The sequence below is a fragment of the Ruegeria sp. HKCCD4315 genome (genome assembly GCF_013112245.1).
In the GTDB taxonomy this organism is placed as follows: domain Bacteria; phylum Pseudomonadota; class Alphaproteobacteria; order Rhodobacterales; family Rhodobacteraceae; genus Ruegeria.
In genome coordinates this window covers 3,288,144-3,312,049 of sequence record NZ_WVRN01000001.1, presented here as the reverse complement: position 1 = coordinate 3,312,049, position 23,906 = coordinate 3,288,144, and the positions used below count along the sequence as shown (strand labels likewise).

The following is a 23,906-nucleotide window of genomic DNA, read 5'->3' as shown; positions in this document are numbered from 1 at the left end:
CGCTTCCGGCCGCAAAATGTGGCGCTGCAATTTGATCAGCTTGCGACTGTCTTGCACCGACAAAATTCGCAGACACTGGTGGTGTCCAGTGTTCCTGTAACACTGGTTTCGATCGATGAAACCATTTGAATAAAGAGCGTATCGACGCAGGTTTCACAGATGTGTCGATGGTCGTCTTGATGACAAAGGCCGCGGTACTACCACGTAATTCTTATCTCATCACGCTGACCTTCACTTCTAACAATTAATACCGGCTGGTCCGTTACGACCCCAAAAACGTATCTGCTTTTGTGCTCAACCGGGTGTCCATTGCTGGTAACTTTCACTTCGTCCTCTGCCAGACCTTGCGGTAGGGCAAGCGCATACCAGATTGCGCCGGGATCGGGGTCGGGGCTGGTTACATCCAGCGAGATGCTTCTGCCAGCTGGGCTGAATTCATACGCCCTGAGCACAGCACCAATTCGATTGTCTGCAATGGGGAACGGAGCTTGTAGTTCATCGCGTGAGACTGGCAGGCGAACAATAAGATTGCCAATTCGACCGTCCCGAATGGAAAGCGGAAGTGTGACATTCGATGTTCCGGCCGTCTCGTCGATCCCTGCGTTATCGAACGATAGAGAATACAGGTAGTCACCTTCAGGGGCCGTGAAATCTGGGAAACTCCTTGTTTTGAAAGGCGGTTCCATCACTTCTGAGTATCCTGCACCGCTGAGTTCCATCTTGTTTGGGTAAATCGCGCCGTCATTTATTGTCGCCACGGCCAACTGCAAACCGCCGATACCTGGCGGCAGTTCCTCCCACTCAGACTCTGGCGGTTCCGATGTGAGGATGCCTTCGCACATGTTGTAATTGGCTTTCCAGTAGCCACGGGACACACAAGTTGATGAACATGTGTAACACATTGGGTCGCAGTTAAGGTCCTGAAAGAGGTGCGGGCAATTGTCTCCACATGTGAAGTCGCGTTCGTTGTCTGGATCTGTTTCTTCGGTCGAATAGATCCCATCCAAAAGAACAAGTGACGGCTTGGACTTTTCAATGCGAGACGTAAGTTTGAGACGGTTGGGTTTGGAAGACACTTCCTCCGCCCGGTTGGATACCGTGACATCGACGCCTGCTTCGCGAATGAAAATAACTGGGTCAAATGGCTTGGGAAGATCAGATGGAAGCACTGAGACGATCAGATCGAGAGAGCCTGAATCAGGGATCTCCAGGATTGGGATAACGTCACGGAACGTTATGGGTATCGTTTGATCGTCGTCGGGGGGCTTCAGGTCGAAGATATATGTCGCAGATGATGGCACTTCTGCGAATATTTCAGAGACATCGACCCATTCTTGACGCGATGTCCCGTTGGACACGATGAGGCTGCCGTTTGCTGGTTTGCCTTCGTATTCAAATTTGACCGATAGTTTGCCAAAATTCTCTGGTTTTTCTACGTCGGCCAACAACACAACGGGCAGCGCAAGAAGGGACAGGAACGGGAATGCAAGGCGTGCGTATAGCGCCGCCGTGGTTTGTACTAACATTTGCTTAATCCAATACAAAAAAGGGCTTTTGGAAAATTCAGGTGTCAAAAATTCACCTGCCTCATTGTACACTTTTTTCGTTTATCCGTCGAGAATGGGCGCTCTAGTCGCTTAAACCAGCACAGCTTGGCAAAAACGCGCGACATTTCACAGCGCTGGCCCGGCACCTCCGTTTCATCAATGGTCCAATCGGAAGCTGTGTTGTCCCGGTTGAACGTGTCATAACGCGGTTTGATCTGTTTCGGCGACCGATCAAGGAAACACGATAAGACTTCGCTTTCAGCAATTTTATGCGTTGGTATAAGGCACGCTAAACGAGATACTCTTTTCACCCTGACAACGCTTGGTTGCGGGCGCGTTTTTGCCTATGCAAAATTGATTTTTTGCAACTAAACCGGTAGCCTTTCCAAAAAGGTGGACAACACCGGAGGCAGTGAGAGAGCAGATGCCACAAGCAAAAACACGTGTTTTGCGGGCCAGGGTGCCTGCGCGTATGATGGGCAAAAGGGACGGTCTGTTTTTCCTTTGGGGCGAGATCGAGCGCGCGCGCCTCAAAGCGGAAAGCGCGCTTGCGCCCGAGGCGGCCGCTTCTGATGGAACAAGAGCGAAGAGGGCAGGCTCGACCAAGGGATCATTGCAGGTTCCGACCGACGAATTCATCTTTTATTGATGAAATGAAAGGGTGAGCCCACGTCGCCTATTTCTTTTCAAAAAACAGGATCACTTCGCCCAGACGAACGCCAAAACGTGATACGTAGGCGCGGTTCAGCAGTCGATCATCATCCAACAACCACATCCAGTCGTCGAATTTGACACGCATCGTGCCTTCTTTGATCGGCAGGTCGATCTTGTACTTCCAGTTGAACGTATCGCCGCGTTCAATTCCGCTGGCCGTGCCCAAAACGCCAGGGGCAGTCCCTGTCCACGTATCTTCACCGGTTTTCGTCAGCGTCCAGATACGCTGTTCGGTGGCGCCATCGTCATAAACGAAATCTTCGACCAGCGTCAGGGTTTCGCCATCCCATGTCCCGTCGATATCCACCGTAAATCTGCGGGGGATATTGCCCAGAATATCCTGAAACTGACCGTAGGCCACTGTTTTGCCTTCGAAGAACTCTTCGAGATTCAGTTGCCGGTCGGACAAGAAGGTTTTGGGCACTTTCGGCTTGCTGGAACAGGCCGTCAGAAGCGCAAGGCTTGCTATGGCAAGAAAGGTGAGAAGGGAACGGAAAACACTCATTGCAGTGGTTTCCCTTCGGATGTCGCATCATACCCGTTTGCGCCTGGCACATGCGTGGTTTTTACATCGGGAGCAGGGCGCATCGTGGCAACCAGCTCAGCGACCTTGAGGCCGAACTTGCGCATCTCGGATCGGTTCATGATGACACCGTGTTCCGTCAGATACATCCAGTCTGTGACGTCCAAAGTGTGCCCGCCGGCATCTTCAGGCAGAATGATCCGATAAGTCAGCTTGACGGTCGATCCCGAAATGATGCCCCGACCCTCACCAACAATATCGTCCGCCGTTGCCGTGAACGTGTTGCCTGTGCCCAGTGTCAGATACCACTTTCGGGTCATCTGTTTGCCGTTGGAATAGGTGAAGTATTCAGACAGCGTGCCCGAGTTTCCCTTCCATTCGCCGACCATGCGCGCGACAAAGCTGTTCGACATCTTCCCATTGGGGCCATAGATCAGCCCTTCAGACAGGATTTCTCCGTTCAGATGCTCTTTCAGTGAAAAGGCCGGTCCGGTTCCTGTGTAGTCTGACGGAGATTGTGCGCGAAAGCTCAGCAGGCGGGCGCGGATGAAAACTGCGATCAGAAGGACCAGCAGGATGATGGCGATAGCGTTCATTTGCTTGTGACCTCGGTGGGCAGGGTCAAGACCATTCCAAACGCGCCGAGCTTGAGGATGCAGGGCAGCACCGCATAAGCAAGGTTGAGTGTCTCTAGCGCGTCAGCAGAATTGGTCTGACCGGGGGTGAAGCCGCTGCGTTCCAGCAGTGGCAAGGTGAAAAAGGCAGCCAGGGCGAGGCCCAGCTTGCCAGCGAAGGACCAGATGCCAAACGCGGCAGAGGCGTTCAGCCCGGCCCGAGTCAGGACGACAGAAAACATAGCGGGCAGCACGACCATATCCGCACCTAAGGCTGCGCCCGAGGCAAGGCAGATCACGGCAAACCCGGCTAGATTCCCAGCACTCAGGGTGGCGGCACCGATAAACCCCGCGATTGAGAGGGGCATGGCAATCATCAGAGTCTGTTTCGGGCCAATCCGGTTGCTGAGCTTGGCCCAAAGCGGCACACTTGCGCCCGCGCTGAGGAAGAACAGGATCAACAGCGGGCCTGCTTTGCCCGGCAGTTGCAACCGATCTTCAACAAAAAACAAAAACAGGGTCGAGGTGATGGCCACGGGAAGGCTGTTAACCAGCGCAAGCGCCAGCAGGCGAAGCCCTCCGGCCTGACCCAGCCCTGCAAAAGACAGACCGGTGCCGGTGATCGGCGTACGCCTCCAGATCGGAATAGTCAGCAACAGAGTCAGAACGGACAGCAGCCCCAGAAATACCCCAAACGCGGGATAGCCTTGGGCTTGCGCGCCAAATGCAACCAAAAGCGCCGGGGCGCTGGCGGCGATGACCACACCGGTCAGCTGCCCGCCTTCGCGATAGGCGGCCAAGGTCATAAGCTCTTGCGGGTCTGGACGTTTTGCCAAAGTTGCGCTGCGCCCGTACAAAAGGATGGTGCCCAGGCTGTAAGCCGAGAACAGCAGGATCAGAATCGCGATCAGCGCGGCGACACTGGCGCCCTGCGGCAAGCTAAAGAGCAAAGGGAACCCGACCGCCAGCCCTAACGCCGCCAGAGAAGCAAATACAAGCTGGCCCTTTGGCCACTTGTCGATTGCCCAGCCAATCAACGGGTCCTGAACCAGATCAACAAGGCGGATCACCAGCAGAACGGTTCCAATAACCCCCAGGCCAATACCCAGATTCACCGCCGCAAAGCGCGGCAGGTGGATATAAAGCGGAATGCCCGCCGCAGCGAGCATCAGCGCATACAGGCTGACCCGAGGATAAAGCATCAGCGCCCCTGAAGTTTCTGTGTAAACGAGGCTGACCGCGTGTTGTCGCCCAGAAATACAGACATGAAACTGCGTTTGATGCCCGGATAGGACATCGTGCAGGTCTTTTGCCCGTTCAGCCAGAAGCTCACCTTATTCGGCCCATCGGACACCGCGAGAAAGCTGTCCCCCTTCGTCACAGCTTTGAAGCACTGGTCCAGTTGATTGCGCACCGGGGCGGAACGTCCGATCCGCTCCATCTCGTCCAGAGTCGAGTTGACCAGCGCTTTTTTCTTGAAGTTCTTGCGGTAGGTCAGTTGCAGGCCGATATCTTCGCTCCAACTGAACGGCGCGCCGCCGGGGGTATAAAGTTTGGCGTCATAAATTGGCAGACCCAGATACCGAAAGGTTGCTGAGCCACGCAGTTGCGCGTCCTTCAACTCGTCCGTTACGGGCGATGCCAATACCCCTGACGGGGCCAGCAGCGCCGCTGCCAGTAGCGCTGCGTGCAAAATTCCCTTATTCGGCCGCCACAGGGATGGCCGGGTCGTTCCCAGAAATGCCATTGTCAGCTCCGATGGTTTGCGGGGTGCCGTTTATTCGCGCAACGACATGCATCGCGCTGGCAATCCCGTCTTCGTGAAATCCGTGCCGGTTATAAGCGCCGGCAAACCAAGTTCGGTTCTGTCCCTGCATCTCGCGGATTTGCCCTTGTGCTTTCAGGGCGGCTTTGTCGAACACCGGATGGGCAAATTCGACCTGATCATAGATTTTGTCCGCGGGAATTTCTGATGAGGCGTTCAGTGTCACAAACAGCGGATCGCTGTCCGGGATGTTCTGAAGCCGGTTCATCCAATAGGTCACGCCCACATCTCCGGCTTGCGAGCGATACGTCCAGCTGGACCAGCACGCGCGACGCTTGGGCATCTGACGTGGGTCGCAATGCAGAATTGCCGTATTGGGTTGGTAGCGGATCGCACCCAAAGCTGCGGCCTCGGCCGGTGTTGCGCCTTCGCCCAGAATGGCAAGGGACTGGTCCGAGTGCGTTGCCAAGATGATCTCGTCGAATTGATCAGTATGCCCTTGGCTGGTGACGCTGACGCCCATGTCGTCGCGATGAACGTGTTGAACCGGGGCGGCCAGCCTGATGTCACAGCCACGGGCGCGCAAGGCCGCGTCGATCCGGCGGACATATTCGATGCTGCCGCCTTTGACCGTGTACCACTGGTGTTGATTGGCGCGTCCACTGGCCAGCAGGGCATGGTTGCGGAAGAACTGCACAAGCGACCGGGCCGGGAACTGATCTACGAACTCAACCGGGGTGGACCAGATCGCGCCACACATCGGCATCAGATAGTTGTGCCGGAACCAGTGACCCAAACGCAGTTGATCGACCAATTCACCAATCGTTGTGTCGTCGTCCTTGGCGGCCTCGGGCGCTTCTTTGCCGAACCGCAGAATGTCTGCAATCATCTTGTAATAGGCGGGGCGCGCCAGATTGCGTTTCTGTGCGGTCAGGGTGCGCAGATTGTTCAACCCGTATTCGATGCGGCCATTGTCGATGGTCGCTCCAAAGCTCATTTCGCTTTTGATTACAGGTACGTTCAGCTCATCAAAAAGCTGCGTCAGGTAAGGGTAGGTCGCGTAGTTGAAAACGATAAAGCCGGTGTCGACCGGCTGGTCGCCGTTTTTGCCAGCCATCACCGTACGGGCATGTCCACCCAGCCTGGGTTCGGCTTCATACACCGTCACGTCGTTGTTTTCTGAAAGGTAATACGCGGCAGAGAGACCCGAAATGCCTGCACCTACAATCGCAATTTTCTTTCGTACACCCCGGGTTTCGTCGAACATTCCAGCCTCGTTATGTGACATTTTACAATGAGATACGCAGGGTATGGCGTGTTGGATCAATCCGGATGGAAGTTTTTAACAGATGCACTATCTTGTGACTTCGGGTTTCAGCGCCCGCTTCCTTGCGTCACCCTATGATCCACCGCGGATGCAGGGCCGTAAAAAGGATAACTTCAACAAAACGGCGCGGGTATGAGCAGCTTTGACGGAAAAACCTATTGGATCATCGGCGCAAGCGAAGGCTTGGGCCGTGCCTTGGCCGAGGCGTTGAGCCATAAGGGCGCGCATCTGATCTTGTCTGCACGCAACGCCGCGCGTTTGAATGAAATCTGTTCCAAGCTTCCAAATGCACGCGCGATTCATTGTGATGTGACCGATTTAGACTCTGTGCGTAGTGCCGTGGCCGAGGCTGGTCAGATCGACGGGCTGGTTTACAATGCAGGCGCTTACGAGCCCATGCGCTCGGGCGATTGGGATACCGATGCGTCGCTCAGGATCAGCGATGTGAACTATTCGGGGGCGTTGCGGGTGTTAGGTGAAACGGTTCCTGGCTTTGTTCATAAAGGTCAGGGAGAGATCACTTTGATCGGGTCGCTGGCCGGGTATCACGGTTTGCCTGCCGCTATCGGATATGGGGCCAGCAAGGCGGCGCTGATCTCGCTGGCCGAAACGATGCGGCATGATTTGGCGGGCACCGGTGTGACGGTGCGCATTATCAATCCTGGCTTCATCAAGACCCGCCTGACCGACAAGAACAGTTTCAAAATGCCGATGCTGATGACGGCTGAGGACGCGGCAGAGCGCGTGGTCAAAGCGATGTCGCGCCGCCGGTTCCGTACCGATTTCCCGGCACCATTCTCGTGGTTTATTCGTTTGATTGACTACCTGCCGGATCTGCTGGTGTATCGCGGAAAATAGACTCTAACAAAACTGCCCCTGACAGAACCAGCCTGCCGACATGGTGCCTCCGTGCCCGTAGAACAGCCATAGGCGTTCGCCCTGTTCCGTCACCACCACCCAGTAATCGCGCACGCCGCTGCGCCAGTTGGGATCGTCCAACCACCATTCCGGCGCGATCCGTTCCGGGCCAGTAGCCTGGGCCAGTAGCCAGTCGCGTCCGCGCCAGCGGAAGGCGGTTGGGACATCCGGGGTTTCCGGTGCCATAACCGGCTCGGGCTGCCACATCTGCAAGGGGCGTGGGCGCGGCGGTGCAGGCCAGTCGCGCGCGGGTTCCGACCATGCAGCCGCCAGCGTCTGTGCCGTTTTCTCGGGGATATGAGAGGCGGCGGGATGCCGTCTTGTGATCGCCTCCAGCCCCACCCGCGCACCCAGCTTGCCGATCAGGTCATCCACGGCTGTATTGCCCTCAAGCCGGTTACGGGCCACGCGGCGTGCCTCGGCGTGACCGGTGATGGTGCGGGCATGGATGGGCTCGGTCTGGATCGCCTCAAGCCGCAGCATGTCGATGCCATAGCCCGCATCGATCTTGTCAATTTTCATCTCTAACAAAGGACGAATGCGATGTTTGTCATAGGTCGGGCGGGCTAGTCCAATCTCGATGACCTCGGCCGCCTGATCGGCGCGATGCGCCTCTAGCCGCAGGGTGCGGACACCGCGATCTTTCTCTTCCAGCTTGGCGCAGAGGGTGGGCAGCACCCGATCGACAGCGGCCATCACATCCTCAATCAGGCCGATTGGGTTGGGCAACGTCATCCGCACCGCAAAATGATGTGGTGGGCGGGCCGGAGAAACCGGCTCGGGCGCGCTGCCCATGGCCTGATCCAGCCGCAATACCAACCCCCGCCCGAACCGCCGCGCCAGCGACGCGCGTGGCTGTCCCAGCAAGTCACCGATTCGGCGCAGGCCCAGACGGTTCAACTGCGTCACAACCGGGTCGTCCAATCGCAGCGCCGCGATGGGCAGGGGGCTGAGCGCGCCATAGGATTGCCCCGGCGCTGCAATACGCGCGCCACCACCCAAGGCCATCACCTGCGGTGCAGTCCCGCCTTTGGTCCAGTGCCGCCGCTTTCCTGCCCGGGCGCGGGTGGCGCGGGCTTCCTGGCTGATGGCGTCGCCGTTGCGGTCGGATGTGGCCTCTTGCCCTGCATAGCGCGCCAAAGCCCAGGCTGCGCCCAGCGTGTCGGCAATGCCCATTTGTACGCTGAGGCCCATATCAGCGCAGTCCGTTTCAAGCACGCTCAGCAGCGTCTCTTCCCCGCCAAACAGATGCGCACAACCCGACAGATCAACGATCAGCCCATCCGGAGCTTCTTCGGCCACCCAAGGGCTGAACTTGCCCGCCCAGCGGCGCAGCGCGGTTAGAAACGCGGCTTCGGCCGGGGCGTTGCGGTGCCGTGTGATCAGGCTGGCGCACATGGCATGTGCATCGCGCACGGGCTGGCCCACACGCAGCCCGGCGGCCTGTGCTTCAGTATTCAATGAGGTAATGACCTGCATGTTCGACTGCTCAGTAACCACAGCCAACGGCCCGGAATGCAGCCCCCGCGCGGCGCGGATCAGCCGTTCAGCCCCAAGACGGGGAAACCACAGTGAAAGTACTCGGCGTTTTGGCATCGGCAGACATCAAAATGTTCCCATTTTGTTCTTACCCGAGAATCAACGCCCGAGTCCACGCTTACCCGCAGGTCAGGCGCTGAATTACACCGGCACCATTTACAAAGACGTTCAGTCTGTCGATCCGGTAATCCTGCGTTGCAATGTCATCAGGTCCCAGCACACGGGTGCGTTCCGGCAAATCGGCCTGAATGGTCGAAACCGGCTGGCCCACCGAGTCGGCAAATGCTTCGCCCTGACAAAAGGCCAGATCAACCGGCGCGGCCTCGGGCGCAAGTCGCGCTTCTTCGGGGGCCGGGGTCTCGGCGCAGGCGGCCAGAAGGATCAGAATCGGTAAAAATCGGTGCATTGGCGTTCCTCATTCCGGCAATGTCGTTTCTGCAATATCAAACAATTAGCAAGTCTGTCATGAAAGCACAGTTGAAAACACCCTGCAATTGACGCAGGGTCGGGTCAAAGAAGACAGGGAGACAGTGATATGCGCACCCGTGCCGCCGTCGCCGTTCAGGCGGGCAAACCTTTGGAAGTGATGGATGTGAACCTCGAAGGTCCCAAGGCGGGCGAGGTTCTGGTGGAGATCAAGGCCACCGGCATCTGCCACACGGATGAATTCACCCTGTCCGGGGCAGACCCCGAAGGTCTGTTCCCAGCCATTTTGGGTCACGAAGGCGCAGGTGTTGTGGTTGAGGTCGGCCCGGGCGTCACCAGCCTGAAGCCGGGCGATCACGTGATCCCTCTTTACACTCCTGAATGTCGCGAGTGTGAATACTGTCTGCATCCCAAAACCAACCTGTGCCAGGCGATCCGGGAAACCCAAGGCAAAGGCTTGATGCCCGACGGGACCTCGCGATTCTCGACTTTGGATGGCGATCCGATCCTGCACTATATGGGCTGCTCGACCTTCTCGAACCATACAGTTCTGCCCGAGATTGCGCTGGCCAAAGTGCGTGAAGACGCGCCCTTCGACAAGATCTGCTATATCGGTTGCGGCGTCACCACTGGCATTGGCGCGGTGATCAACACCGCCAAGGTCGAGATCGGCAGCCGCGCCATCGTGTTTGGTCTGGGTGGCATCGGCCTGAACGTGATTCAGGGGCTGCGTCTGGCCGGGGCAGATCAGATCGTTGGCGTTGACCTGAACCCATCGAAAGTCGAGATGGCCACGAAGTTTGGCATGACCGATTTTGTGAACCCCAAAGAGGTCGAAGGCGACCTGGTTCCCTATCTGGTCAACCTTACCAAGGGCGGCGCGGATTATACCTTTGACGCCACCGGCAATGTCGGCGTGATGCGGGACGCGTTGGAATCGGCGCACAAAGGCTGGGGTGAATCGATCATCATCGGCGTGGCGCCGGCTGGGGCCGAGATCTCGACCCGCCCGTTCCAGCTGGTCACCGGCCGGTCATGGCGCGGCACCGCCTTCGGCGGCGCGCGAGGCCGGACCGATGTGCCCAAGATCGTCGACTGGTATATGGAAGGGAAGATCGAGATCGACCCGATGATCACCCACACCATGGGTCTGGATGACATCAACCACGGCTTTGATCTGATGCATAAGGGTGAGAGCATCCGGTCGGTGGTGGTTTACTGATAGCTGACTTTGGCAGGCCACCATAAGGTGGCCTGTACCTGAATCCTCCTTCTGAATTTACCCGAGAAATTCGCAGTTTTCTTCGATATAGGATCTAATCCTCAGCGCGGTTTCTTCTGTTTTGGCGTATGTGTCCTCGCCATGAAACAGCACCGAAAAATTTGTTAGCGAAATGACCACATGCGTATTGCCACCATTGCGATCGCTCCAGACGGCTTTACCTATTTCAATCTGTTTCTGAGCGGTTTTGCGCTTATGCCAGTATTCTTGTTGGCCGGACCAATCGTCACGCGCTGAGAGTGTGAATGATACGAAAGGATTGTCCCCGTCGCGCCCATCGAAGACCTTGGATTCTGGGATTGGATACCCGTCTGCGGCAAACTGGGCCTTAACTTCCTCACTCAACCCGTCCATCGGATGAAAGAGGTGCGCACCGACAAGGTCAATCTCAGCGAAATGCCAGAGAATACGACCGCCACCCTCTTGTTTTTCCCATTGTTCCTTTGTGAGCGTACATTCCTGGACGGTGAGTTTTGTGAAAAAGCGAGGCTCGTCATGTTCAGCGATAATTCAGGTTGCTGCATCCTCATTAGCCAGTGCCGACATGGTGGAAGTTGCCAAGGCCAAGAGCGTCAAAGCAAGTCTCATGTTGTGTTCTCTAAACTGCAAGGGTCAATCAATGCTCTACTTATGCGCGTAGTGTGCACAACTCACGCTATAGTTTGCGATTTTGGAGATTAGGCTAGTTCTGTTGCATCGGCGCCGGGTTGCTTTTGGATTATTTCCCCGGTCGCGACGCCCCTGTATCTGATCGTGGAGACCGTACCCGCAGAACCGGGGTGTTCACAGACGTGGTGTTAGAGCGACTCTCTCTCCAGACCACAAAGACACCGGACGCAATGATGATACTGGCCCCGACGGCGACCCAGCCGTCCGGGTGTTCCCCAAAGAAGACCATGCCGAAAATCGTGGCCCAGATGATCTGGCTGTATTGGCTGGGCGCGACAACCCCGGCGGGTGCCGCGCGATAGGCGAGGATGATCAGGTGCTGGGCGATAACCGAAAACACGCCGACCAGCGCCATCATGGCCAGATGCAGCAGGGATGGCGGCTGATACACAGCCGGCTGCGCAAGGCTCATGACCAGAATGGCCAGTAGCATAGGATAGAGGATCAGTACGGCGGATCGTTCCTCGTTCCCGATCTTGCGTACAAGAACAGAGCCAAACGCGCTGCAAAATGCGGCTGTCAGGGCGGCGAGGTGGCCGAGGGTGATGTCTGTCGCGCCCGGACGCAGAACTATCAGAACGCCGATCAGGCCAACACCGACTGCAGCCCAGCGTTGGATGCGCACAACTTCTCCCAGAATGGGGATCGACAGGACGGTCACAATCAGCGGGAAGGAAAACAGCAGCGAATAGACCTCGGCCAGTGGTAGCACCGAAAAGGCGTAAAAGGCGCAGACCATAGATGTAACCACAAGGCCCGAGCGCAACAGCACCAGCCAGGGATGATGCGGGCGGAAGTTGCTGGGCGTCCGGTCGGCCAGCATGGATACGGCCATTGGCACAAAGGAAAACAGCGTGGCGAAAAAGATGATCTGCATCACCGAATAAGTCCCGCCCAGCACCTTGATCAGCGCGTCGTGGCTGGCAAAGACCGCAAATCCCGCGAACGCGAAACCAAGTCCCCGGAGGGTGGTGTTTTGAGTGCTCATCGATATGGCCTCAGGTGATGTCGGTGTGGTGGCACTGTGTCGTCGCAGCGCAGAGGGGCTGTCTTGCCCCTGAGTAACCCCATTTTTGCGGTCCGCATAGCCCCTATTTTACCGCTAACATGGCAAAGCCGCCATGCAGAGGGATCAACGCAGGATCGGTGGCGCGTCTTTGGGTTGACGGGCCGATTGCACGCCTGCCTTCATCCCCACGCCGATACGTCGGGCCAGCGCGACCCATGGGATTGCGGTGTCGTGCGGCAGCGTCTGGGTGGCTATTTCTTCGAACAGGTCCAACCAGTGGGCGAACATCTCGGGTTTTACATCAGGCCGTTCGATATGGACCCGCTGTGGATTGCCGTCATAGCTGCGTTCAAACAAGATGGCGTTGCGCCAGAACGCGGCGATCTTTTCCTCATGCGCGGGCCAGTCGGTGACATGGTTGGCAAAGACCGGACCCAGCACAGCGTCTTCACGCACGCGGGCATAGAAGGCGTGGACCTGCGCATTGATCTGATCGGGTGTCGCCGGAAAGCGCGGCGGCAGGATGGGTCTGGTCATGAGGTCACCAAATTCGACTCTGTCCCGGGGAAGTATCCCCTTCAGCCGTCATGCAACAGGCGTGGTTTTGTCGCGCGGCTCGGGCGTCAGGATATGCCGTAGCAAGGCCACCGGATGCGCCCGCAGGCTAAGACGGGTGGCGACATAATCCTCGACCACCTGCTCACCCAATGTCATCTGCGGCAGATAGGCTTCGGGCTCGTCCAGCGCCTCACCTTCCAGATCCTGCGAGAACAGAGGCAAGGGCTTGGCGGTTGCAATCGCTTTGGCCTGCCACAATGCCTCGCGCCGGGTTAGGTCGCAGGCGGCGAAGGCATCGGCCTCGGCCAGCCGTTCGATCACCGACGGCCCCAGCCCCGCGCGACGCCACACATCGTCGACCTGATGGTAGCCGTTGCCGCGCGCGGCGGTCAGCCAGCTGGCGTCTTCTTCGCTGAGTCCCTTGATCTGGCGGAACCCCAGCCGCAGGGCCAGCCCGCCATGGCCGTCGGGCTCCATCACGTTGTCCCAGAAGCTGGCATTGATGCAGACCGGACGCACCTGCACCCCATGTTCCCGCGCATCGCGCACGATCTGGGCAGGGGCATAGAACCCCATCGGCTGTGAATTCAGCAGGGCGCAGGCGAAAATACCGGGATGGTGGCATTTGATCCAGGCGCTGGCATAGACCAGCAGTGCAAAGCTGGCCGCGTGGCTTTCGGGGAAACCGTATGAGCCAAACCCTTCGATCTGTGAAAAACACCGCTCGGCAAAGTCGTCATCATACCCGTTGCGCTTCATTCCGCGCAGGAATAGCGCGCGGAATTCGCTGACATTGCCATGCTTTTTGAAGGTTGCCAGCGACCGTCGCAGCCGATCGGCCTGTTCCGGGGTGAACCCCGCGCCCACAATGGCGATCTGCATCGCCTGTTCCTGAAACAATGGTACGCCCAGCGTTTTACCCAGCACCTCACCCAGTTCGTCCGAGGGGAAGCTGACCTCCTCCTCTCCGTTCCGGCGGCGGATATAGGGGTGAACCATGTCGCCCTGAATGGGGCCGGGGCGGATGATGGCGACCTCGATCACCAGGTCATAGAAATTGCGCGGCCGCATCCGGGGCAGGAAGTTCATTTGAGCACGTGATTCCACCTGAAACACGCCGATGCTGTCGGCTTTGCACAGCATGTCATAGACCACCGGATCCTCAGGCGGCAGGGTTGCTAGTGTATAGCTGGTCTGGTGGTGCTGACCGATCAGATCGAATGCCTTGCGGATGCAGGTGAGCATCCCAAGGCTGAGGACATCGACCTTGAGGATGCCAAGCGAGTCGATGTCGTCCTTGTCCCAGCAGATGACCGTACGGTCCTCCATCGTGGCGTTCTCGATAGGAACAAGTTCGTCCAAACGCCCCTCGGTTATGATAAAGCCGCCGACGTGCTGGGATAGATGACGGGGGAAACCGTCAATCTCATAAACCAGCATTAGAGTCTGTTTCAGGCGGCGGTCCTCGGGATCGAGGCCGATCTCGCGCATCCGGTGCGCCTCAAGCCCGACGGTCGAGAAGAAACCCCAAAGCTGCGAGGACAGCGCCGAGATCGTGTCCTCGGTCAGCCCCATAGCACGGCCGACCTCGCGAATGGCCCGCTTGCCGCGGTAATGCACGACCGTGGCGCAGAGCCCCGCGCGTTCGCGGCCATAGCGGTCATAGATGTGCTGGATCACCTCTTCGCGGCGTTCGTGTTCAAAATCCACGTCAATGTCAGGCGGTTCATCACGCGCCTCAGAGACAAAGCGCTCGAACACCATCGTACCCATCTCGGGGCTGACTTCGGTGATGCCGAGGCAGAAACAGACCACCGAATTGGCTGCCGAACCGCGCCCCTGGCACAGGATGCCCCGAGATCGGGCGAAATGGACGATGTCGCGGACGGTCAGGAAGTAGGGTTCATATTTCAGTTTGCCGATCAGCGTGAGCTCATGGGCCAACATCTTCTGAGCCTTATCCGACGCGCCCGCAGGATAGCGCCATTTCAGCCCCTCATGCGCCAGACGGTGCAGACGTTGGGTCGGAGTTTCCTGTTCGCTGCCTTCGCGGGGATATTCATAGCGCAGCTCGTCGAGCGAGAATGTGAGTTGCGTGCTGAGTTCATGGGCGCGGGCAACAGCGCCCTCGTGACCTTTGAAGATGCGCAACATCTCGGTCTCGGATCGCAGGCGCTGTTCCCCATTGGCAAGCGCTTCGCGGCCCAGATCATCCACCTTACGGCGCAGGCGGATGGCGGTCAGAACGTCGGCCAGCTTACGACGGGCCCCGTGATGCATCATCGGTGTGGCACTGGCGAGTGTGGGGATGCCCAATTGCTTTGATTCAATCTCTAACAAAGAGAAATATGCGCTGTCTGCACCATCGTATCGAGGGTGCATCAACAGGTTTATCCGCCCGGCAAAGCGGCGCGTCAGCTGTTGCGCTTGTGTCCTCCACGCGCTCGCGCCGCCTTGGGATCGGTCCGCCTGTGGCCAGAGCAGCAGGTGTAGACCGTCGGAAAACGCCAAAAGGTCGGACAGGTGCAGGATGCAGTCGCCTTTCTCGGCACGCAGGCGACCAGTGGACAGGATGCGGCATAGGTTGCCCCAGCCCTGCCGGTTCAGCGGCAAGGCGGTGACGGTAGGTGCGTCGGTAAAGATCAGCCGCGCGGCTGGGATCAGGCGCGGCACGGCGTGAATCGGATACGAGGGCGGTTTGGCGATGTGGTCAGGGTAGGGTGGGCCGATGGAGGTGTTCTGCTCTTCCCACTCCAGCCGTTCGCGGACCTTGCGGGCAATCTCGCGCGCCTGGGTGTGGGCGCGGACAATCCCGGCGACCGAGTTGTCATCGGCAATCGCAATGGCGGGCAGGCCCAGGGTGACGGCGCGCTCCATGTATTCCTCGGGGTGCGAGGCCCCGGTGAGGAAGGTGAAATTCGATGTGATCGACAGCTCGGCATACATGGCGAGTCACTATTATATTCACGTTTTGTTCTTTTTCGAGTCCTTTGCGCAGAAAACGGGTCGCTTGAGATCGATCAGATCGGCAGGGTCGGCAAAAAGGAGACCCGATATGTTCAAGATAACCGCACTGCCCACATCCGAAGTTCGCGCCCTTCAAGCTGGAGCGTCGGACGCTTATGGCGCTACGCCCGAGCGCACCGTTTCGACGGGTACAGGCAACCCTTGCCGCCACTGCCTACAGAACATTCCCGAAGGCGAAGAGATGATGATATTGGCCCATCGTCCTTTTTTAGAGACACATCCGTATGCGGAAACCGGCCCGATCTTTCTGTGTGCCGCACCGTGCGAGCGGTATGAGGGGGAAGAGATGCCCGAGATTCTGACCACCTCTCCTGACTACCTGATCAAGGGCTATGGTGCGGATGACAGGATCGTCTATGGCACCGGGGCGATCACGCCCATGGAGCAGATCGGCGCAGCGGTGAAGGGCATCTTTGCTCGACCGGATATCGCTTATATCCATGTCCGCTCGGCCAGAAACAACTGCTATCAGGCGCGGATCGACCGCGCCTAAAGCTTGACCCGGTGCATTCCCCGGCGCGGCTGATCCTGATCGTCTGCAGGTTCCTCGGCGCGCGACGATGTCAGTGCAAGGAACACATCCTCAAGATCGGCTTCCTCGGTACGCACGTCGCGAATGCGGATACCCACGGCACGGACGGCTTCCAGCACCTGCTCGGCGCTGGTTTGATTGCCTTGATATTGCAGCACAAGGCTACCATCGTCGCGCAGTCCGGCTTCGACCCCTTCGGTTACAGGCAGATTCACCACAGGGTTGTCTGGGACGATCACCATCGTCCGGCTGTCCATCCGACCCAGCAGGTTGGCGGTGCTGTCCTGTGCGATCTTTTCGCCATGGTTGATGATGGCGATCTCGTCGCACATCTCTTGCGCTTCTTCCAGATAATGCGTGGTCAGGATGATGGTCATGCCCTGTTCATTCAGTTTGCGCACATTGGTCCAGAGCATCTGACGCAGTTCAATATCCACACCAGCCGTGGGTTCATCCAACACCAGAATCTTCGGGTGATGCACCAGCGCCTTGGCCAGCAAAAGCCGCCGCCGCATCCCGCCCGACAGCGTGCGGGCATACGCCTCGGCCTTGTCGCTGAGACCCACCAGCTCCAGAATCTCATCGCTGCGGCGCTGCGCCTTTGGCACGCCGTACAGACCGGCCTGAACCTCCAACGCGCCACGTGGGGAAAAGAACGGGTCCAGGTTCAGCTCTTGCGGCATCACGCCAATGGCGGCACGCGACTGGCGCGGGTTCTGATCCTGATCGAATCCCCAAATTGATACATGGCCCGAGGATTTCACAACCAGCCCAGCGAGAATGTTGATTAGGGTCGATTTCCCAGCTCCGTTTGGCCCCAACAGCCCAAACACCGACCCGCGCGGAACGGTCAGGTCTATGCCTTTCAGCGCGTGTTTCTCGGGCTGGCCCTTGCCGCCGCGATAGGTTTTGCGCAGCCCTTCGATCCTGATTGCCGCATCGCTCATGTGGCTCTTGCCCCCGGTTTGCTCATCGCTCATAAACGCACCTAGTACATGCCCGCGAGGCCGACAACCGAAGAAGGATCGCCAGCCGTGACCATCGAAGCGCCGGAAACCAAGATCGTCGAAACCACCCGTGTTGCCTGTGATGGCGGTGAAGGTGCGTTGGGGCATCCGCGCGTGTGGCTGCAAATCCCCGAAGATACCGGCTGGGTCGAGTGCCCCTATTGCGACTGCAAATATGTTCTGAAGGGCACAGAACAGGGCTGATTGCCCGCCTAACCGGGTTTCGCCCAAATCTCGCCGCGATTTTCATGGTAGTGCGTTGGTACAACCATCGTAGGTGAGTGTGATGACCGACATGACTGCCACTGACACGGCCAACCCGGTTTTTGGTTGGATCGGGTTTTTCCTTGCTGCATTGGCTTTATTCGCTGCTTTGTTTGTGTTTTGGGCCGGTCCTTTTGCGCCGCAACACTCCGCCGGCGTTTCATTGGGTGAACTGGCGGCTGAGCTTGGCAAATCCACCTTGCGGGCCGCAGCCGGGCTTGAGCAGCCCGCACCCGTGGCCCAAACCCGCGACCTGGACGATTACTTGCAAATTGGTGTGGCGATGCTGGGTGGGCTGGCAATTGTTGTCTCGGTGATTGGCATTCTTCGTCACGAAAAACGACGCCCGGCCATCGCCGGAATGGCCATTGGAACTGGCGCGATCCTGTTCCAGTTCTTCGCCTTCGCTTTCTTCGCTTTCCTCGGCGTTCTGGTGATCATGGCGCTTCTGAACAGTTTCTCGGACGTTTTCGGCGGCCTCTTTGGTGGCTAACACACGTTCCTGACTGGTCACCCGCGTGCCCCTGTGGCAGAACCATCCCTGACCGACAGGGAGAGCGTGCATGAGCAATTTTGGAAAAGGGTGTCACCTGCATCTGATCGACGGATCGGCCTTTATTTTCAGGGCTTATCACGCGCTGCCTCCGCTGACTCGAAAATCCGACGGATTACCGATCGGGGCGGTCTCGGGCTTTTGCAACATGCTGCAGAAATATGTCGAGGGAAACGCCGGACCAGATGCGCCAACCCATGTCGCGGTGATCTTCGACAAGGGTTCGCACACGTTCCGGAACGATCTATACGATCTTTACAAGGCCAACCGCGAGGCGATGCCAGAGGATCTGCGCCCGCAGATGCCTCTAACGCGCGAGGCGACAAAGGCTTTCAACATCGCTTGCAAAGAGCTTGAGGGGTACGAGGCTGACGACATCATCGCCACGTTGGCCGTTCAGGCGCGTGAGGCCGGGGGCCGTGTGACTATCGTAAGTTCCGACAAGGACCTGATGCAGTTGGTCGGCGACGGAGTTGAGATGCTGGATGCGATGAAGAACAAGCGCATCGACCGGGATGGGGTTATCGAGAAATTCGGTGTGGGCCCTGAACGGGTGGTCGATGTGCAGGCTTTGGCCGGGGATTCGGTGGATAATGTGCCGGGTGCCCCTGGGATTGGCGTGAAAACAGCAGCTCTGCTGATCAATGAATATGGCGATCTGGAAACGCTGCTGGATCGCGCGGAAGAGATCAAACAGCCAAAGCGCCGTCAGACGCTGATGGAAAAACGAGACCAGATCGAGCTGTCCAAGAAGCTGGTGCAATTGGACGAAAACACACCGCTGGATTTCACTCTGGACGATCTTGAGGTCAAAGACCCGGATGCCGAAACCCTTCTAGGGTTCCTGGCCGAGATGGAGTTTCGCACTCTCACCAAGCGCATCGCAGATAAACTGGGGGCCGAAGCTCCGGTGATTGCTGACGCGCCTGCGCCTGCGGCTGAAGAACCGGAGGCAACGCTTATTCCGTTTGATGCGTCGAAATACGAGTGTGTGCGCGACGCCGAGGCCCTGCAAAAGTGGATCGATAAGTCCTATGAGCGCGGTTGGGTCGCTGTCGATACCGAAACCACCGGACTGAATGAGATGATCGCCGATCTGGTCGGCGTCTCGCTGTGTGTTGAAGCTGGTGAGGCTTGCTATATCCCGCTGACCCACCGCGATGGGACTGCCGATGATCTGTTCGGCTCGGATGCATTGGCTGAGGGTCAGATGCCGTTGGACGAGGCTCTAACCTTGCTGAAACCGATGCTCGAGGATCCGTCGATACTCAAGATCGGGCAGAACATGAAATACGATGCCAAGATTTTTGCGCGCCATGGCATCAACGTTGCCCCAATCGACGATACGATGTTGATGTCTTATGCGATGCATGGCGGCGAGCATGGGCATGGGATGGACACATTGTCCGAGCGCTATCTGAGCCATACGCCAATCCCGATCAAGCCGCTGCTGGGATCGGGCAAATCCGCAATCACATTCGACAAGGTTCCAATTGATGAGGCCACGGCCTACGCCGCTGAGGATGCGGATATCACCTTGCGTCTTTGGCAACTGTTCAAGCCTCAACTGCATCAGGTCCAAGTGACGACGGTGTACGAGACGTTGGAACGCCCCTTGGTGCCCGTCTTGGCCGAGATGGAGATGCATGGCATCAAGGTGGACCGCGATGTGCTGAGCCGTATGTCTAACGCATTCGCGCAGAAAATGGCCGGATTAGAGGCCGAAATTCACGAGCTGGCCGGTGAGACTTTCAATGTTGGATCGCCTGCGCAGTTGGGTGAGATTCTGTTCGACAAGATGGGTCTTGAGGGTGGCAAGAAGGGGAAGACCGGGAAATATTCGACCGGGGCGGACATTCTGGAAGATCTTGCGACCGAACACGAACTACCGCGCCGGGTGCTGGATTGGCGGCAGCTGTCCAAGCTGAAATCGACCTACACAGATGCGCTGCAGACCCATATCAACCCTGATACGGGGCGTGTGCACACGTCTTATTCCATCACCGGGGCGAATACGGGACGTTTGGCCTCGACCGATCCGAACCTTCAGAACATCCCCGTGCGCACCGAGGAAGGGCGACGCATTCGTGAGGCGTTTATCGCCGAGCCGGGCAATGTGCTGGTGAGCCTCGACTACAGTCAGATCGAACTTCGGATTCTGGCGCATATTGCGGATATTCCGACTTTGAAACAGGCATTCTCGGACGGGTTGGACATTCACGCCATGACGGCATCCGAGATGTTCGACGTGCCGCTGGATGAGATGACGCCCGACATTCGCCGTCAGGCCAAGGCGATCAACTTTGGTGTGATATACGGCATCTCGGGTTTTGGTCTGGCGCGGAGCCTACGCATTCCGCGGGCCGAAGCCCAGGGCTTCATCGACCGCTATTTCGAACGTTTCCCGGGCATTAGAGCCTATATGGACGACACCGTCGCCTTTGCCAAAGAACACGGCTATGTCCAGACCTTGTTCGGGCGCAAGATTCATACGCCCGAGATCAACGCCAAGGGACCTCACGCCGGGTTCTCAAAACGAGCAGCAATCAACGCGCCCATTCAGGGCACTGCAGCGGATGTGATCCGACGGGCCATGGTGCGGATGCCTGGGGCGATCAATGGGCTACCGGCTAAGATGCTGCTGCAGGTGCATGACGAATTGCTGTTCGAAGTGGCCGAGGATTCCGTGGATCAGGTGATCGGCGTGGCGCGCGACGTGATGGAGGGTGCCTCGGACCCGGCGGTTAAGCTGGACGTCAAGCTAAGTGTGGATGCCGGGCAAGGCGCGAATTGGGCCGAGGCGCACTAGCGACGCGCCTCATCCGGCCCGGCGGGCCCTCTTCGTCGCGGGTCAGTCCTGCGGCCCGACCATGCGGTTCACCATACGTTGCACGGAAGGGCCAAACAGCAGAATGACGGTGAAGGCGATGGGCCAGCAGAAGGCCCAGGATGCCATCCAATCTCCGAAAGTGCTGGGGCCGAACCCGATGGCTTTCACTGTTGCGATCCCCGTCACGATAAAGGACATGAGGCCGGACATGATCAGGCTGAATACGGCGCGGGCGTAGCGGGCTGGTATCATGGCGGGTATCCTGAAGGTCGTATTGCCTTTGATCTGCAACATTTGCCTGTAAAATACCAGTGCTAGGGCTGCATCCAATCAAGGCTGTCGGATGTTTGCGATGTCGAAGGTGTGTATTCGGCACTAACCCAACCGGTGTAACCGGACGCGTCCATGGTCGAGAACAAGTTCTGGAAATCGGTTAGTCCGCGCCCCGGTTCCGATCGGTCCGGGGCGGCGCCGATCTGCGCGTGGATGACCCTCGGGTGAAATTGTTCCCAAACGGCCTGCGCATCACCGTGGATCATGTGGGCGTGAAAGCTGTCATATTGCAGGCCGACATTCGGCCGGTTAACACGATCCAGCACCTCGGATGCAAGATCGAAATTGTTCAGGAAGTAGTCAGGCTGCGACACCGGATTGAGTGGTTCAATCGTAAATTTCTGCAGCGGGGCGCTATCGGCGGCCCATTGCAGGTTCTGGACAAAGCTATTCAGCGCATCCGACCCCGAGGCATATCCTGACATAATGTGGATGAGTCCCGGGCGCAGAACATCAGCATAGCGCAGGACACGGCGGATATCCGACTGAAACCGGGCCTCGCCGCCAGGAACCGCTGCGTATCCGGGTTGGCCGCCCGTATAATTGGGCGGTGGGGCGTTGATCAGTACCAGCTCTAACCCGTTGGCCAATAGGGCACGGCGGGTTTCTTTTGCGGCCATGTCATAGGGGAACAGGATCTCAACGGCAGTGAAACCAGCATCTGCGGCGGCTTGAAACCGGTCGAGATAGGGCAATTCAGTAAAGAGCAGGGACAGGTTGGCAGCAAATCTGGGCATGTGCGGTCTTTGGTTGTGGCAGTCCGACCCTAACCGTCACGCCTTTTCCGGGGAAGAGACTGAAAACGACAAGTTGTCGAAAACCGGCCAGATCATGTCCGCAGGATCAGTGACCGTCACGCCATACCAGCGAATCATTTCCAGGCTGTAACAACAAAAAAGGTCTGATCCCATGGCCATGAGCCCTGAACCCGCAAGCGGGAACGCGGCATCGTTCTCATCTGCGCGCAGTTCGGCCCTGTCGGGCAACGGACTGGCCGTGGCGTCGATGATGGCTTGGGCGGCCGGGTTTCCTGCGGCCGACGTGCTTTTGCAAAGCTGGCCCCCAGTTGCTCTGCTGGCGGCGCGCCTGGCTTTGGCTGTCGGTGCGATGTTACCGCTCTGGTTTATTCTTGACGGACCAAGCCGCGTATTGAGGGCGAAATGGGGCCGGGCAATGTTTGTTGGCAGTTTTGGGTACGGGATCGGCATGTTCCTTTTGATCCTTGCTCAGAAGTTAACAGACCCGGTAACCGTTGCAATTATTGCGTCCTGCGCGCCGCTGGCAGCAACGTTGCTTGAACTTGCCGCTGGCACCCGGCGTTTAAAGTGGAACTTTGCCATTGGCGTGCTGGTGTCGATTGTGGGCGGATTGATTGCCACCAGCGCCAATGCTCCGGCGCAACTGGGGCTGGGCGCTGTCTGTGCAATTGCGTCAACCGGACTTTTCTGCTGGGCCAGCATGGCGACGGTTCGCGACTTTCCCGAGCTCAGCCAAACCGGGCGCACCACGATCACCTTTACAGGTGGGTTGCTGATGGCCGGGGTTCTTTGTTTTGGGTCCGCGCAAATGGGTATGGATGTGATGCCGCGCGCAGCAGTGGATGCGCAGCAGGTTGGGATGCTTATGATCTATGCGCTGATTGCCATGGGGCTGAGCCAGGTTCTTTTCATCGCGTCAGTTGGTAAACTGGGCGTTGCCTTAGCGTCGTTCCATATCAACATCGCACCGTTTTACGTGATGCTGATCATGCTGATGCTGGGGGATGACTGGAACTGGACCCGCGCGCTGGGCGCGGGTGTCGTCGCTTTGGCCGTTGTCTTGGCGCAGGACCGCGCGCCTCGACGGTGCCGAGGATCAGCCAAGCTCGGTTGACGGGATCAGCCCAAAGAACTTTTGTCCAGACCAAACGCCAAACCAGCCGTCGTGATGGGTGCCAATCTCAACGAGGCGATAGAAACTTTTGCGATCTATGCGTGCTTCAAGATCGGAACGGATCATGATGTAGGGTGAAGGTTCGTTTGTCACCGGGTCGATAACGATCCGGATCGGATGACCTGAACCTGCAACAGCATGATCGCCTACATGAGTTGTAAAGGTCAGGTTTTGCTGCTCGCCTTCGCCCTCACGATCAAAATCCACGGCGACAAATGGGGCGTCTTCAACAGTGATTCCCACCTTCTCGACCGGTGTGACGAGGTAGTATTTCCCATCTTCTTTCTTAAGAATTGAGGAAAATAGCTTCACCAGCTCGAAACGGTTGATAGGCGAGCCTAAATAACTCCAGGTGCCATCTTTTGCGATATGGATGTCCAGATCGCCGCAAAACGGGGGATTCCAAAGGTGAACGGGCGGTAAACCCTTGGTTTTGGCCGCTTTGACTGATGCAGCCAGACCATCCGGCGACGGTTTCACAGGTTTTTGTCCGCTCATTGCTTTTGCCATTTCCTCGTAGCGCGATACACTTCAATC

24 protein-coding genes are annotated in these 23,906 nt (G+C 57.8%); 8 read left to right on the top strand and 16 right to left on the bottom strand.

What is annotated here, in order from left to right; translation table 11 throughout:
* Positions 1-197 precede the first annotated feature (197 nt).
* Positions 198-1,574: a hypothetical protein gene (locus GS646_RS16450; protein WP_171184485.1), complete on the bottom strand. Its 1,377-nt coding sequence runs from the start codon at positions 1,572-1,574 to the stop codon at positions 198-200.
* Between the two features lie 397 nt (positions 1,575-1,971).
* Here GS646_RS16450 and GS646_RS16445 point away from each other — a divergent pair, with 397 nt between their 5' ends.
* Positions 1,972-2,196: a hypothetical protein gene (locus tag GS646_RS16445; RefSeq protein WP_171184484.1), complete on the top strand. Its 225-nt coding sequence runs from the start codon at positions 1,972-1,974 to the stop codon at positions 2,194-2,196.
* A gap of 27 nt (positions 2,197-2,223) precedes the next feature.
* Here GS646_RS16445 and GS646_RS16440 read toward each other — a convergent pair whose 3' ends face one another.
* Genes GS646_RS16440 through GS646_RS16420 form a run of 5 tightly spaced genes read right to left on the bottom strand, consistent with a single transcriptional unit; the run spans position 2,224 to position 6,430 of the window.
* The gene (locus GS646_RS16440) at positions 2,224-2,766 is read right to left on the bottom strand and encodes a DUF3833 family protein (RefSeq protein ID WP_171184482.1); all 543 of its coding nucleotides are present in this window, start codon (positions 2,764-2,766) and stop codon (positions 2,224-2,226) included.
* Positions 2,763-3,380 (bottom strand): DUF3833 domain-containing protein, encoded by a 618-nt coding sequence (locus GS646_RS16435; protein ID WP_171184480.1) that lies wholly within the window; start codon positions 3,378-3,380, stop codon positions 2,763-2,765. Before GS646_RS16435 ends, GS646_RS16440 begins: the two co-directional genes overlap by 4 nt.
* Positions 3,377-4,600 carry an MFS transporter gene (locus tag GS646_RS16430; protein ID WP_171184478.1) on the bottom strand — a complete coding sequence of 408 codons (1,224 nt, stop codon included), beginning with the start codon at positions 4,598-4,600 and terminating at the stop codon, positions 3,377-3,379. The genes GS646_RS16435 and GS646_RS16430 overlap by 4 nt, the downstream gene beginning before the upstream one ends.
* Positions 4,600-5,145 (bottom strand): hypothetical protein, encoded by a 546-nt coding sequence (locus GS646_RS16425; RefSeq protein WP_171184476.1) that lies wholly within the window; start codon positions 5,143-5,145, stop codon positions 4,600-4,602. The genes GS646_RS16430 and GS646_RS16425 overlap by 1 nt, the downstream gene beginning before the upstream one ends.
* Entirely contained in the window at positions 5,099-6,430 is a 1,332-nt protein-coding gene (locus GS646_RS16420) for an NAD(P)/FAD-dependent oxidoreductase (RefSeq protein ID WP_171184474.1), read from the bottom strand. Before GS646_RS16420 ends, GS646_RS16425 begins: the two co-directional genes overlap by 47 nt.
* 192 nt (positions 6,431-6,622) lie before the next feature.
* Here GS646_RS16420 and GS646_RS16415 point away from each other — a divergent pair, with 192 nt between their 5' ends.
* The gene (locus GS646_RS16415; RefSeq protein WP_171184472.1) at positions 6,623-7,348 is read left to right on the top strand and encodes an SDR family oxidoreductase; all 726 of its coding nucleotides are present in this window, start codon (positions 6,623-6,625) and stop codon (positions 7,346-7,348) included.
* 3 nt (positions 7,349-7,351) lie between these two features.
* On the opposite strand, the gene GS646_RS16410 is transcribed toward GS646_RS16415, so the two are convergent.
* Together GS646_RS16410 and GS646_RS16405 are read right to left on the bottom strand one after the other, a co-directional pair.
* The gene (locus GS646_RS16410) at positions 7,352-9,004 is read right to left on the bottom strand and encodes a DUF6504 family protein (RefSeq protein ID WP_171648267.1); all 1,653 of its coding nucleotides are present in this window, start codon (positions 9,002-9,004) and stop codon (positions 7,352-7,354) included.
* Positions 9,005-9,065: 61 nt separating this feature from the next.
* The gene (locus GS646_RS16405) at positions 9,066-9,353 is read right to left on the bottom strand and encodes an I78 family peptidase inhibitor (protein ID WP_171184468.1); all 288 of its coding nucleotides are present in this window, start codon (positions 9,351-9,353) and stop codon (positions 9,066-9,068) included.
* Positions 9,354-9,482: 129 nt separating this feature from the next.
* Here GS646_RS16405 and GS646_RS16400 point away from each other — a divergent pair, with 129 nt between their 5' ends.
* On the top strand, positions 9,483-10,595 hold the full coding sequence (locus GS646_RS16400) for an S-(hydroxymethyl)glutathione dehydrogenase/class III alcohol dehydrogenase (RefSeq protein WP_170488149.1): 1,113 nt from the start codon (positions 9,483-9,485) through the stop codon (positions 10,593-10,595).
* 57 nt (positions 10,596-10,652) lie between these two features.
* On the opposite strand, the gene GS646_RS16395 is transcribed toward GS646_RS16400, so the two are convergent.
* From GS646_RS16395 to GS646_RS16380, 4 genes are all read right to left on the bottom strand, one after another.
* Positions 10,653-11,000 (bottom strand): hypothetical protein, encoded by a 348-nt coding sequence (locus GS646_RS16395; RefSeq protein WP_171184466.1) that lies wholly within the window; start codon positions 10,998-11,000, stop codon positions 10,653-10,655.
* 373 nt (positions 11,001-11,373) lie between these two features.
* Positions 11,374-12,312, bottom strand: coding sequence for a DMT family transporter (locus tag GS646_RS16390; protein ID WP_171184463.1), 939 nt, complete (start codon positions 12,310-12,312; stop codon positions 11,374-11,376).
* 144 nt (positions 12,313-12,456) lie between these two features.
* Complete coding sequence (locus tag GS646_RS16385; RefSeq protein ID WP_171093071.1) at positions 12,457-12,870, bottom strand: group III truncated hemoglobin; 414 nt, start codon at positions 12,868-12,870, stop codon at positions 12,457-12,459.
* Between the two features lie 48 nt (positions 12,871-12,918).
* On the bottom strand, positions 12,919-15,837 hold the full coding sequence (locus GS646_RS16380) for an error-prone DNA polymerase (RefSeq protein WP_171184461.1): 2,919 nt from the start codon (positions 15,835-15,837) through the stop codon (positions 12,919-12,921).
* A gap of 109 nt (positions 15,838-15,946) precedes the next feature.
* Here GS646_RS16380 and GS646_RS16375 point away from each other — a divergent pair, with 109 nt between their 5' ends.
* Complete coding sequence (locus GS646_RS16375) at positions 15,947-16,411, top strand: DUF1203 domain-containing protein (RefSeq protein ID WP_171184459.1); 465 nt, start codon at positions 15,947-15,949, stop codon at positions 16,409-16,411.
* Here GS646_RS16375 and GS646_RS16370 read toward each other — a convergent pair.
* Positions 16,408-17,397 carry an ABC transporter ATP-binding protein gene (locus tag GS646_RS16370; RefSeq protein ID WP_171184792.1) on the bottom strand — a complete coding sequence of 330 codons (990 nt, stop codon included), beginning with the start codon at positions 17,395-17,397 and terminating at the stop codon, positions 16,408-16,410. The genes GS646_RS16375 and GS646_RS16370 overlap by 4 nt on opposite strands.
* Positions 17,398-17,484: 87 nt before the next feature.
* Here GS646_RS16370 and GS646_RS16365 point away from each other — a divergent pair, with 87 nt between their 5' ends.
* From GS646_RS16365 to polA, 3 genes are all read left to right on the top strand, one after another.
* Positions 17,485-17,661 carry a zinc-finger domain-containing protein gene (locus tag GS646_RS16365; protein WP_170533977.1) on the top strand — a complete coding sequence of 59 codons (177 nt, stop codon included), beginning with the start codon at positions 17,485-17,487 and terminating at the stop codon, positions 17,659-17,661.
* An 82-nt stretch (positions 17,662-17,743) separates the two neighbouring features.
* A complete protein-coding gene (locus GS646_RS16360) occupies positions 17,744-18,214 on the top strand; it encodes a hypothetical protein (protein WP_171184457.1) in 471 nt (156 codons plus the stop codon).
* A 70-nt stretch (positions 18,215-18,284) separates the two neighbouring features.
* A complete protein-coding gene (polA, locus tag GS646_RS16355) occupies positions 18,285-21,083 on the top strand; it encodes a DNA polymerase I (RefSeq protein WP_171648269.1) in 2,799 nt (932 codons plus the stop codon).
* 42 nt (positions 21,084-21,125) lie between these two features.
* Here polA and GS646_RS16350 read toward each other — a convergent pair whose 3' ends face one another.
* Both GS646_RS16350 and GS646_RS16345 read right to left on the bottom strand, forming a co-directional pair.
* Positions 21,126-21,356 (bottom strand): DUF2798 domain-containing protein, encoded by a 231-nt coding sequence (locus GS646_RS16350; RefSeq protein ID WP_171184452.1) that lies wholly within the window; start codon positions 21,354-21,356, stop codon positions 21,126-21,128.
* Between the two features lie 62 nt (positions 21,357-21,418).
* Positions 21,419-22,174, bottom strand: coding sequence for a hydroxypyruvate isomerase family protein (locus GS646_RS16345; RefSeq protein ID WP_171184451.1), 756 nt, complete (start codon positions 22,172-22,174; stop codon positions 21,419-21,421).
* 178 nt (positions 22,175-22,352) lie between these two features.
* Here GS646_RS16345 and GS646_RS16340 point away from each other — a divergent pair, with 178 nt between their 5' ends.
* Positions 22,353-23,309, top strand: a complete 957-nt coding sequence (locus tag GS646_RS16340) for a DMT family transporter (protein ID WP_171184449.1) — start codon at positions 22,353-22,355, stop codon at positions 23,307-23,309.
* Here GS646_RS16340 and GS646_RS16335 read toward each other — a convergent pair.
* A complete protein-coding gene (locus tag GS646_RS16335) occupies positions 23,292-23,867 on the bottom strand; it encodes a DUF1285 domain-containing protein (protein WP_253746722.1) in 576 nt (191 codons plus the stop codon). The two genes, GS646_RS16340 and GS646_RS16335, sit on opposite strands and share 18 nt — an antisense overlap.
* Positions 23,868-23,906: the final 39 nt, after the last annotated feature.

Coding starts and splice junctions, on each gene's coding strand:
- GS646_RS16360 (WP_171184457.1), top strand. CDS start 17,744: ATGACCGACATGACTGCCACTGACACGGCCAACCCGGTTTTTGGTTGG.
- GS646_RS16380 (WP_171184461.1), bottom strand. CDS start 15,837: ATGTATGCCGAGCTGTCGATCACATCGAATTTCACCTTCCTCACCGGG.
- GS646_RS16400 (WP_170488149.1), top strand. CDS start 9,483: ATGCGCACCCGTGCCGCCGTCGCCGTTCAGGCGGGCAAACCTTTGGAA.
- GS646_RS16345 (WP_171184451.1), bottom strand. CDS start 22,174: ATGCCCAGATTTGCTGCCAACCTGTCCCTGCTCTTTACTGAATTGCCC.
- GS646_RS16385 (WP_171093071.1), bottom strand. CDS start 12,870: ATGACCAGACCCATCCTGCCGCCGCGCTTTCCGGCGACACCCGATCAG.
- GS646_RS16375 (WP_171184459.1), top strand. CDS start 15,947: ATGTTCAAGATAACCGCACTGCCCACATCCGAAGTTCGCGCCCTTCAA.
- GS646_RS16340 (WP_171184449.1), top strand. CDS start 22,353: ATGAGCCCTGAACCCGCAAGCGGGAACGCGGCATCGTTCTCATCTGCG.
- GS646_RS16435 (WP_171184480.1), bottom strand. CDS start 3,380: ATGAACGCTATCGCCATCATCCTGCTGGTCCTTCTGATCGCAGTTTTC.
- GS646_RS16335 (WP_253746722.1), bottom strand. CDS start 23,867: ATGAGCGGACAAAAACCTGTGAAACCGTCGCCGGATGGTCTGGCTGCA.
- GS646_RS16410 (WP_171648267.1), bottom strand. CDS start 9,004: ATGCCAAAACGCCGAGTACTTTCACTGTGGTTTCCCCGTCTTGGGGCT.
- polA (WP_171648269.1), top strand. CDS start 18,285: ATGAGCAATTTTGGAAAAGGGTGTCACCTGCATCTGATCGACGGATCG.
- GS646_RS16405 (WP_171184468.1), bottom strand. CDS start 9,353: ATGCACCGATTTTTACCGATTCTGATCCTTCTGGCCGCCTGCGCCGAG.
- GS646_RS16415 (WP_171184472.1), top strand. CDS start 6,623: ATGAGCAGCTTTGACGGAAAAACCTATTGGATCATCGGCGCAAGCGAA.
- GS646_RS16440 (WP_171184482.1), bottom strand. CDS start 2,766: ATGAGTGTTTTCCGTTCCCTTCTCACCTTTCTTGCCATAGCAAGCCTT.
- GS646_RS16390 (WP_171184463.1), bottom strand. CDS start 12,312: ATGAGCACTCAAAACACCACCCTCCGGGGACTTGGTTTCGCGTTCGCG.
- GS646_RS16350 (WP_171184452.1), bottom strand. CDS start 21,356: ATGATACCAGCCCGCTACGCCCGCGCCGTATTCAGCCTGATCATGTCC.
- GS646_RS16445 (WP_171184484.1), top strand. CDS start 1,972: ATGCCACAAGCAAAAACACGTGTTTTGCGGGCCAGGGTGCCTGCGCGT.
- GS646_RS16430 (WP_171184478.1), bottom strand. CDS start 4,600: ATGCTTTATCCTCGGGTCAGCCTGTATGCGCTGATGCTCGCTGCGGCG.
- GS646_RS16425 (WP_171184476.1), bottom strand. CDS start 5,145: ATGGCATTTCTGGGAACGACCCGGCCATCCCTGTGGCGGCCGAATAAG.
- GS646_RS16420 (WP_171184474.1), bottom strand. CDS start 6,430: ATGTTCGACGAAACCCGGGGTGTACGAAAGAAAATTGCGATTGTAGGT.
- GS646_RS16370 (WP_171184792.1), bottom strand. CDS start 17,397: ATGAGCGATGCGGCAATCAGGATCGAAGGGCTGCGCAAAACCTATCGC.